The following is an 11,730-nucleotide window of genomic DNA, read 5'->3' as shown; positions in this document are numbered from 1 at the left end:
GTGCCGGTGAAGTTACCGCTGGCACCGTACATCAGTCGCTCGACGTTGGCCGTCAGTGTGTAGCTCGACAATGAGGTCCACACAGTGTCAGTGCCTTGGCCATCGACTTCGCTTACCTGATCGCCAGCGTCGGTCACTTCATACACATCGTCACCCACGCCACCGAACATAGTGTCGCTACCCGAACCACCGATCAGCGTGTCGTTGCCCGCGCCCCCATCCAGGATATCGTTACCCGCTAAGCCATTCAGGCGGTCGTTGCCATCCAAGCCTTGAATAATGTCGTCGAGCGCTGTGCCATTAAGTACATCGTTCCCGGCCGTACCGACAATCAACCCCGCCACTGCGACAGTTGCCGCCGATGTGATGAACTCCAGGGTATTGCCGTTATCGGTGTAGCTGACTACCACACGCAGTTGCTGATCCGCCTGGGCCAGGGTCGGGGTAAAAGTCGCTGCCGTGGCCCCGACGATATTGGCGAAAGTGGTGCCGTTGCCGGCTTGCCATTGATAGGCGAACTGCACGCCGGCCAGGCCGTCTGCGTCGGTGAACGCATTGCTGGCAGTGAGTAGCTGCCCCAGGCGAGGCGTGGTATCACTGATCAACACCGTGCCCACCGGCAGATCGTTCGGATCGCCAGCGCCCACCGCCGTGGTCGCGGCCGAGAACACGGTTTCCAGCACGCCATGAGCATCCTTGTAGATGCCTTTGACGCGCAGGGCCAAGCCTGCGAGGTCAGGCGTTACCGTGAAGTTCGGGCCAAGTGCACGGGCCGCTTCGCCACCGACGATCTCGGTGACGATGTCTTCGAAGGTGCCATCGCCCTCCAGGTCGACTTGCCAGTAGTAACTGATCGGCCCAGTGATTGCGCCGTTGACGTTACCCGCGCCGATATTGTCGGCATCGGTCACCAGGGCGGACGATACCGTCAGCACCTGGCCAACACTGGGCGAACCATCGCTAACCCGCAGCGCGCCCTCGGTTTCCGCATTCAGGCCATCGACCAGGACGACCACCTGATCGTTGAACTGGATGCGCTCGATGTTGGTGATGCGGTCGATACCATCGGCGCCGCCACCCAAGCCGTCAGGGCCGTTGTCGATGACGGTAAAGGTGCCGTCGAAGTTCTCGACCACCTCATAATTGGCCATCAGCCCTGAATACACCGCCGTGTCGAACGAGTTGCCCATATCCAGCGGGTCGGGAGCGGCATTCAGCAGCTCACGAACGATGACCAACTGCCCGGGATTGATCGCACCCGACACCATGTCTGGTACCAGCTGGGTCAAGCTGGTGACACTGCGGAACTCAGTAGCGGGATCAGCCGGATTGGTACGTACGCTGATGCGCACGTTGAACCAGGCATCGCCATCGATCAGATCGTCACCGCCACGGCCTTCGATGATGTCGCTACCGTCGCCACCCATGATGATGTTGCCCGCCCCGAAGCTGGTCTGGCCCGCCCCGAGGAACTTGTCGAGGAACTCCTGTAGACCGTCGATCAGAGCGATATTGGTCAGCACACTGCCAGTTGCACCCTGCGTGGCAATCGCTGCGGCATCGGCATCGTCACCGCGCAGAACGTCACTGTGGTGCGAACCGGAGAGGCCCTCTACCGCCTCGAAACGTGCCAATACCGAGGCATTCGAGGCCGGAATCGGTGCTTCATCGAAGGCCCGCAAGGTGAAGTCGACGTTGGCGCCGAACGGGTCGTCGCGGAACACCGCCCAGTCGAAGCCGGACATCCCGACGTAACGGTCACCCTCACCGCCATTACCGAGCATGACGTCATCGCCACCCTCACCGTCCATCCGGTCGATGAGGCCACGTTCACCGATAAACACATCGTTGCCGATGATCGTGTCGAGGCCGAACGGGTGGAAGTTGTCGCCGGATGCGCCATCCACACCGCCGAGTTCGAGCCAGTCGTCACCCTCGCCACCGAATACCGCCTCGTTGGCCCGGTGACCGAGCAGGAAGTCGTTGCCACCGCCACCGAAAATCTCGGACGAATCCCGGCCGGAGACAATGAAGTCTTGGCCAAAGCCACCCAGCAGCAGGTTGAGGCCGTTACCGCCGTGGATCACGTCGTTACCGTCATCACCCTGGATGTTGTCGTCACCGCCCATGTCCGTGAGGATGTCGTCGCCAGCCCCGCCACGGATCAGGTCGTTACCGTCGCCGCCTTCGATGCGATCATTGCCGCCATCGCCCCATAGGGTGTCGTCGCCGATGCTGGAGATCATCGTGTCGTTGCCAGCGGTACCGCCCAGCACCACGTGCTCCTCACCGCTGTAACGCAGGTAATTGGTGTCGGTGCCAGGGGTCGCCGGATTATTGCGAACCACCAGCGGCAGCAATGGATTATCGCCAGTCGGGTCATCCCGACCGCTGAGGCCCAACCCGGTGAACTGCAACAGTTGGTCGACCTCAAGGGTAAAGCCCGGGGTCGAGAACACGTCACCCGGCAGGTGCGTGGCATTGGTGTTGGCCATGATCATCTTGGCGAACGAGTTGTTTTCCAGTTCGGTGAGGAAGTTCAGGCCGTTGACTCGCTCCAGGTAGTAGAAGCGGTCGCCGTCCTGGAGTTTCTCCATCTGGTTCTCGAACACGAAGTTGAAGGTCGAACCAAGCAGCCCGCCAAACGGCATCTGCCGCTCGGCCAAACCACCGATCCACAGGTCGATATCGTTGACCCCGGTGGTGGCCGCCGGGCCATTGAGGAAGCCCAAGCGGTCCACACCGGGACCATCGGCATCGAAGGTCCGCTGCTCTGGCGTGCCTTCATTGATGGTCGCCGTGCCGCCAAACACCAGGGCCATGGCCACCGCACGCTTCTCGGCCATGGTATTGACGTCGGCCAGCAGCAACTCGGCGTGAGTACCATAGGAGGCGATGAAGTTGACCACCGACATCTGGTGCTTGAGGTTCATCGCGAAGTCGACCCAGCTGGTATACGGCTTGAGCTGGCTGTCGCCGGTGGCGTTGTAGAACTCCTGACGCGCCGCATTCAGCGACGGCACGCCGGTATCGCGACCGCGCACGATATTGATCGTCGCCAGGTCGAGTGGCAGACCGAGCAGGTTATTGCGCAGCGCTTCGGTGACGAACTCATCGATCTCGTTGCCCAACTGCCGGGTCATGCCGCGCACCAGGGCGCCCGCGGCTTCCTCGGCGCTCACGGTGACCGTGCCGCCGAGTCCATCGCTGAGCTGGTTGAACGCCAGCGGATTGAGGAAGGCCTCGATCAGGCCCATTTCGCTGGAGACGAAGTTGGGGTCGAAACGGTCCACCGTCTCGGTCAACATCGAGTGGCCGAAGCGGTACACCACGTGAGCGAACTCGGCGGCGATGGCCGGGTTGATCTCGGTGTCGTACACCTGGGTAGCGTTGAAGAACACGTCTACCTGCGGCTGCACCTTGCGCGCGAACTCTTCGAACACCAGGTGCTGGTACTGCATCTCGGTGGAGAAACGTGCGGCTTGGAACAGCCGCTCACCATTCCATGAGCCGTCGGGCAACTGCCACTGGGCAATAAAGGTGGGATCGTTGCTGGCGAGAATCACCGCTTTGGTGTGCTCAACCATCCGATTGTGCTCGGAATGGAAGATATGGTGCACGGCGGTCAGGCCGATGTTTTCATTGCCACGGCCATCGCCGGTGATGAAGTGCGCATCGAGCAGTTCGTTATCGTAGGTGCCGGCCGGCTGTGCCAGGAACGGCAAGTTGCCTGGACCTACCGGTTGCCCCGGATCGAAGGCCGGATTGGCGATCGGCCCGGTTGCCGTATCGGCATCCGCCGTCAGCGGCAGCCCGGTCTGGCTGTTGCGCGGGTTGGCACTGTGGGCGATGTCATCGAGGAAGGCATGGCCTGTGCGTCCAGCCAGGCTGGCGTCGATCGGTGCGCCCGGAGTACCCGATTGCATGCCATCGCTTTCGGTGATGATCTGCGCGAAACCGGTCAGCGGGTCGGGGATGAACTTGCCGTAGGCATCGGCCGCCACCAGCGGCAGGTTGAGCACGTCCAGGTCATCCAACTCGATACCGAGCATTTCCCGCGCTTGCTGCTTCACATCGGCCCAGGTTGGCAGGCCACCATCGGCACCATCGAGCATGCGCCCGGTGGCCACCGGCCGGCCGTCCGCATCCAGCTCATACTCGCGCAGGAACACCTGGTGCGAGGAGTGCGAGGTGTAGGTCTGGTTCTGGTCGACGAACGGCGTGGTCTGGTTGTTGTGCAGGTGCACATCGTCGGCGGTGCCGAACTCGCCATCCTCGCCGGCCTGCACGGCCACGTTGTTGGCGCGGGTCAGCAGCATGAAGCGCTGGTTGACCGGCAGATCGTCGGCAGTGCCGAGGATACCGTCATCGCCCAGTACCAGCGGATCGTCATCGGCCAGCGGCACGAACACGATGCCGTTGCCGCCCTTGTTGACCAGGTCCAAGCCATGGTCGAAGAACTGGCCGAACAGGGTAAACCAGGAGTTGAAGCCCGCCGACAACCCTTCGTCCGGTGCGGTGTTGGGAATGAACAGCGGTTGCCCGGCAGGAATCTCGATCCCTTCCAGATCGAGCAAGGTGCCGATAGGGAAGGCGACCCCGTCAGGATCGAGTTGCGTGCCATCGGCCAGGGTACCCATGCCGGCATCGACAAAGGCCGCCACCGCCACCGGGTTGCCACGGGTCTGGTCGACGATCAGGTTAGAAATGGTGCGTGGATCGGAGTCGACCACATTGGCACCCGGACCTGTGGTGGCATAGTTGGTGTTGGTCACGCCGTTGAACGGTGCCTCATCGTTCTCGTTACGGAACACCTGGTCGAGCAACAGCGGGAACGGCTGATCGGCCGCGCCGAAGTGCGACTGCCCCTGCTCCAGGTTGTTGAACGAACCATCCACCGTGCGCAGGCCGAAGGCCAGCCGTGCATTGGGCACCAGGTCATACAGGCTTTCGCCGGCAACATGGCGCTCGGCGATGATGATCTGATCGAGAATGAACTGCAGGTCGGCGCGAATCAGGTGGATGCCAGGGCTGGCCACCAGCGTCTCTTCCGGCAAGGCGACAGGTATCACGGGAACGATATCGCCCGTCACCGCCGCAGTCGGCGCCGAGAACACATTTTCCAGGGTGCCATCGGCATCCTTGTAGATTGCCCGTACACGCAACTCCAGGCCATCCAGGTCGGCGGTCACGCGCAAGGTGTTACCCACCGCAGAGGCCGGCTTATCGCCACCTTCGGTGACGATGTCTTCGAAGATTCCCGTGCCGGCTACGCGCTCGACCTGCCAGGTATAGGCAACCGGCCCGGTAATCACGCCATCCAGGTTATCGGCATCGCTTACCCCAGCGATGGAAGCGCTCAACAGCGAGCCAATTTGCGCATCGCCACTGATGGTCAGTTGTCCGAGCGGACCGTTGTTATCACCCGAGAGAACCACCGCTTGGTCAGCGAACTGCAAGCGCTCGACGTTGATCAGGCGATCAACACCGTTGGCTCCGTCATTGAGGTGGGTCACCGTGGTCACACCATTGCCATTGGTAGCAATGGTGTAGTTGGCACGCACATCGGAGAACATCGCCGTGTCGTACGCAGCTGCACCGCTGACAACCTCGCGAACAATGCTCAGCTGGCTCGGGTTGATTTCCCCCGACAGCATATACGGCACCAATTCGGAGATACTCGCGACGCTGGTAATAGTCGGATGCCCAGTCACGGCGACGCGTACGTTGAGCATCAGGTCGCCATCGATCAGGTCATCGCCACCGCGGCCTTCGATGATATCGCTGCCGCCACCGCCGAGGATGATGTTGCCGGCACCGAACGAGGTGACGGTGCCGCCCAGGGCCTCATTGAGGAATTCCTGCAAGCCGTCGATACGGGCAATGCCCTCCGCGGTCAGCACGCTGCCTTTGGCACCGGCGTTGGCGATCAGGTTGGCATCGGCATCGTCGCCGCGCAGCACATCGGCAAACGCCGAACCGGACAACCCCTCGACCTCGGCAAAGCGATCCAGCACGCCAGCGCTGGAAGGCGCTACCGGTGGCTCGAAGAAGTCGTCGACATTCATGTCCGAGGTCACGCCAAAGCGGTCGGCCTTGTAGGTCACCCAGTCGAACCCCGACATGCCGTCGTAATGATCCTCGCCATCGGAACCGACGAAGATGTCGTCGCCGCCTTCACCGATGAACTCGTCGAAGCCACCACCGCCGACAAACACATCATGGCCGTCGATCAGGTCGGTAGCGAAGGTGTCGAAGTTATCGCCAGGCGCACCGTCCTGGGTGCCGATCTCGATCCAGTCGTCGCCTTCGTTACCGGCGGTCTGCAGGTTGCCCTTGGCACCGAGGATAAAGTCGTTGCCGGGGCCGGCAAACGTTTCCGAGACGTCTTCGCCGGTGATGATGAAGTCGCTACCGGCGCCGCCAAGAATCAGGTTGGCGCCGTTGCCACCGTGGATCACGTCGTTGCCGTCGCCACCCTTGAGCACGTCATCGCCACCCCAATCGGTGATGATGTCGTCGCCGGCACCGCCTTCGATCATGTCGTTACCGTCGCCGCCCTCCAGACGGTCATTGCCGCCGTCACCCCACAGGGTGTCGTCGCCGATACTGGCGATCAGCGTATCGTTGCCAGCAGTGCCACCGAGCACCACGTGTTCGTCGCCGGTGTAGCGCAGGTAGGTGGTTTCCACCGCTACGGTGCCGGGATCATCGCGTATGACCAACGGAACCAATGGGTTGTCGCCGAGCGGATCGGCGGCGCCCAACTCGCCATTGAACTGGCGAGACTGATCGACCTCGAGAATCAACCCTGGGGTCGAGAAGATATCCGCCGGCAGGTGGAAGGCATCGGTATTGCGCATCACCAGCTTGGCGAAGGAGTTGTCTTCCATCTGGGTGAGGAAGTTAAGGCCGGCCAGGCGTGCCAGGTAGTAGAAGCGGTCACCGTTCTGCAAGGCCTCCAGCTGAGTCTCGAAGACGAAGTTGAAGGTCGAGCCGAGAATGCCGCCAAACGGCATCTGCCGCTCGGCCAGGCCGCCGACCCAGAAGTCGATATCGTTGACCCCGGTAGTGGCCGCCGCACCATTGAGGAAAGCCATGCGTTCGACGTCGGAAATCGCCCCATTGCCGAAGACAATATCGGCCGCAGCGGCACGTTTCTGCTCCAGGGTGCCGGTAATGCTGGCATGGGTACCGTAAGCGGCGATGAAGTTGACGATGGAGACCGGGTGCTTGAGGTTCTGCATCAGGTCGAGCCAGCTGGCATACGGCTTGAGCTGGCTGTCGCCGGTCATGGCGAAGAACTCGGCGCGCGCCGCATTCAGGGTTGGTACTCCGGTGTCGCGGCCGCGGGCGATGTTGATCGCCGCAAGATCGAGCGGCAGGCCGAGCAATTCGTTGCGCAACGCTTCGGTGACGAATTCATCGACCTCGTTGCCCAACTGCCGAGTGGTGCCACGGATGATCGCCCCGGCGGCCTCTTCGGCGGACAAGGTGCCGTTGTTATTGAAGGCCAGTGGGTTGAGGAAGGCCTCGATCAGGCCCATCTCGCTGGAGACAAAATTCGGGTCCAGGCGGTCCACTGTTTCGGTCAGCATCGAGTGACCGAAGCGGTAAACGGTATGAGCAAACTCGGCCATGATCGCCGGGTTGATCGTCGCGTCATAACCATCCGGCGCGAGGAACGCATCGACTTGCGGCTGTACCTTGCGCGCGAACTCTTCGAACACCAGATGCTGATACTGCATCTCGGTACCGAATTTGGCGGCCTGGAACAGCCGCTCACCATTCCATTGCAGGGTCGACAGGTCTGCCGGCACCTCGGTTACCGGCACCAGTAACCATTGATTGAGAAACGCCAGATCGGTAGCTGCCGACTCCAGCACGACTGCCTTGGTGTGTTCGACCAGGCGGTTGTGCTCGGAGTGAAAAACATGGTGCACGGCGGTCAGCGCGATGTTCTCGTTAACCCGGCCGTCACCGGCAATAAAGTGTGCATCCAGCAGTTCGTTGTCGAACGCACCCGGCTCGGACAGGCCGACGCCATTATTAGGGTCAGTACTCAGGTCGGAGTCCGCCAACAGCGGCGCACCGGTCTGACTGCTGAACGGGTTGGCCGCGTGAGCGATGTCGTCGAGGAAGGCATGCCCGGTAGAAATCGCCAGGGACGCATCGACCGGAACGGCAGGATTGCCCTCAACCAGACCGCCGAGCGTCACCAGTTGCGGAAAACCGTTATCACCCGGGATGAATTTGCCGTATTCGTCGGTGGCCAACAGTGGCACCCGACCCACATCGTAGTTATCCAACTCAATGCCGAGAATGTCGCGCGCCTGGGCCTTGAGTACGCTCCAGGTGGCCATCCCACCCAGTTCGATATCGTCTGTAGTGCCGAAAACACCGTCAGGGCCGATATCGCGATTGGTCAGTAACTTACCGGTGGCCACGGGGTTACCGTTGGCATCCAGCTCATAGGCGCGCAGAAATACCTGGTGCGAGGCATGCGAGCTGTAGGTCTGGTTCTGATCGACGAACGGCGTGGTCAGGTTGGTGTGCTGATGGACATCGTCCGAGGTCCCCAGAACACCATCTGCGCCAGCATTGACCGCACTATTGGTGGCACGCGTCAGCACCATGAAATTGGTCGAGGCACCTGCGACATACAGTGGATCATCGACTTGCAACGGGATAAAAACGGTGCCGTTGCCGCCCTTGGCGACGAGGTCGAGGCCATGGTCGAAGAATTGGCCAAAGAAGGTGAACCAGGTATTGAAGCCCGCCGACAGGCCCTCGTCCGGCGCGGTATTGGGGATAAACAGCGGCTGGCCGGCGGGAATCGCCACGCCATCCAGGCCGAGCAGCACACCGTTGATATCCAAAGTACCCAGCCCGGCGTCGACATACGCCTGCACGGCGGCTGGGTTGGTGATGGTCTGATCAACGATCAGGTTGGAAATGATCCGCGGATCAGCGTCGGCCACATTGGTGGTCGAGGCATAGTTGGTGTTGGTGACCAGCCCGCCCGGCGCTGGGCCATTGGCATCGAAGCTGTCGCCATCCAGATCATTGCGGAACTGCTGATCGACAAATGGGGGGAAGGACTGATCCGCCGCACCAAAGGTGCTACGTCCGTCCACCAGGTTGTTGTAGGTACCGTCAACGGTGCGCAGCCCAAAAGGTACTTCTGAGTTCGGTAACAAATCACTGAGGCTCGCCCCGGCGGCATGCGCCTCGGCGATGAAAATCTGCTGAAGAATGAACTCAAGATCGGATTTGATGAAGTCGGCCATTTCTGTGTCCTCGATGCTCAGCGCGCGAAACGCAAAAAACAGGAAGCCACGTGCATGCAAACCCTCGCAAAGGCGTGGCTCAGCGTTGCAATACAGAAAACTGATAGTCCTTGGGATAAAGGCCAAACGCTGCTCGCACCGAGATGCTTACGCTCATCAGTGTTCGATCAGAGTTGGGGTCGTCCCATCAACACCGAGCTTGCAGCTCCCGTGTTGAACGTCAGGCAATAGGAGGCCCGTGGAACTGGGGATCGAAGAAATGCCCTAGCGGTGACGAGCGTGTTATGCGGTGAAACGAGTCTGTGCTCATGGTTCTTCTCTACGCGTTCTCGACCGACATAAGCCACCGCGCCCTCTCCTGCGCAGCATGCTTCGTCAGCTGTTACACACGATTAGACTAAAGTCTCAGTACTTAGCCTTGTCAATATACCGTCGGTCTGAACAGCAAAACCCCTTGGAAATCATAAGTCACTACTAATAAAAGAGAATAAATAAGCTCAGCTCGCGAAAAACAGTTGTGCTCAGCGACCAAAACGCCTTGCACGAAGTCGAAAACCCAATCTATACCTAGTGGGCAAGTCCCCCTTCAGCGCCGATGTGAGCGTTTTTTGGCGCATGACCTTGACCGCCAGGGGCGGACGGCAAACAGCCTTAGCCCCGGCTAAGCACTCCGTGACCTGCAGTACTGGAGGTTCTATATGGACATGTCGCCGTCCCCACGCTCCGAGCTGGCAGAGGTGCTGTTTCGCCTGCGTCGAACCTTCTATGTGCTGGCGGCGTTCAGCGGGGTGATCAACCTGCTGATGCTGACGCCGGCGGTGTACATGCTGCAGGTCTACGACCGCGCCCTGGTCAGCAGCAACGTCACCACCCTGCTGATGCTGACCCTGCTGGTCGTGGGCCTGTACGTGCTGATGGCGCTGCTGGAAGTGGTCCGCTCGAGCGTGCTGATCCGGGTCGGTAACCGCCTCGATATGATGCTCAACAAACGTATATTTGGTGCCGCGTTCGAACGTAACCTGCGCCGTGCCGGCGGTAACCCGGCACAAGCCCTGCAAGACTTGTCACAGGTGCGTCAATTTATCACCGGCAATGGCCTGTTCGCCTTCTTCGATGCGCCCTGGACCCCCATTTACCTGCTGGTAACCTACCTGATTCATCCGCTGCTGGGGTTGATTACCCTGATTGGTTCGTTATTGCTGGTCGGCCTGGCTTACTTGACTGAAATCAGTACCCGCAAACCGCTGGCCGAAGCCAACCAGGCGTCGCTGGTGTCCGGCAGTTTCGCCAACAACAACCTGCGCAACGCCGAAGTCATCGAAGCCATGGGCATGCTGCCGGCCATCCGCCAACGCTGGTTCGGCAACTACCTGCACATCCTTGAGATGCAGACCCTGGCATCGGACCGGGCGGCCTATATCAACGGCGCCACGCGCTTCGTGCGGATCACCCTGCAATCGCTGATTCTCGGCACCGGCGCGCTGCTGGCGATCGAAGGCAAAATCACCCCAGGGATGATGATCGCCAGCTCCATCCTCACCGGCCGGGCGCTGGCCCCCGTCGAGCAAGTGATTGCCGCCTGGAAACAGTTGCTGTCCAGCCGCGCGGCCTGGGGTCGCCTGGGAGCACTGCTGGGCGACTTCCCCGCGCAAAAACCGTCCATGCCACTGCCCAAACCCGTGGGCATGCTTGCCGTAGAAAGCGCATTCACCAATGCACCCGGCACGAGCATCGGCATCCTGCGCGGCGTATCGTTCAACCTGTCGCCCGGCGAGGCGCTGGGCATCATCGGCCCCTCCGCCTCGGGCAAATCGACCCTGGCGCGCTTGCTGGTCGGCGTATGGCCGGCCATAGCCGGCAAAGTGCGCCTCGATGGCGCCGATATATTTCACTGGAATAAAGAGGAACTCGGGCCCTGGCTCGGTTACCTGCCGCAGGATGTCGAACTGTTTGAAGGCAGCATCGCGGAAAACATCGCGCGCTTCGGCGAGATCGACAGCGAAGCGGTGATCCTCGCGGCCAAGCAGGCCGGCGTTCACGAAATGATCCTGCGCCTGCCGCAGGGCTACGACACCCGCCTGAGCACCGATGGCGGCTCGTTGTCCGGCGGACAAAAACAACGCATCGGCCTGGCCCGCGCACTGTATGGCGAGCCGTCGCTGATCGTGCTAGATGAGCCGAACGCCAGCCTCGACGATGTCGGCGAAGCCGCTTTGATCCAAGCCCTGATCGATCTTAAACGCCGCGGCAAGACCCTGGTGCTGATCTCCCACCGCCCCACGGTGCTGAACATGGTGGACAAGGTGCTGATGCTGCGCGATGGCGCGGTGCAGATGTTCGGCAGTCGCGATGAAGTCTTCAGCGCACTGCGTCAGGCCAGTGCGATGCCCAGCGCCATGGGCGCGCCGACCCTGGCGTCGGTCAAGACCAAGGAGTGACG

The 11,730-nt window shown here is 61.0% G+C and carries 2 protein-coding genes; one reads left to right on the top strand and one right to left on the bottom strand.

The window, feature by feature from the left end; genetic code table 11:
• On the bottom strand, nucleotides 1–9,290 hold a 9,290-nt coding region (locus tag B3M58_RS14460; protein ID WP_296220114.1), incomplete at its 3' end, for a peroxidase family protein.
• A gap of 698 nt (nucleotides 9,291–9,988) precedes the next feature.
• Between B3M58_RS14460 and B3M58_RS14455 the strand changes: the two genes are divergently transcribed.
• The gene (locus B3M58_RS14455; RefSeq protein ID WP_296220112.1) at nucleotides 9,989–11,728 is read left to right on the top strand and encodes a type I secretion system permease/ATPase; all 1,740 of its coding nucleotides are present in this window, start codon (nucleotides 9,989–9,991) and stop codon (nucleotides 11,726–11,728) included.
• The last annotated feature ends 2 nt before the right edge of the window (nucleotides 11,729–11,730 follow it).

Origin of the sequence: Pseudomonas sp. UBA2684 (assembly GCA_002354655.1) — a bacterium.
GTDB lineage: Bacteria > Pseudomonadota > Gammaproteobacteria > Pseudomonadales > Pseudomonadaceae > Aquipseudomonas.
This window is presented reverse-complemented; position numbering and strand designations above follow the sequence as displayed.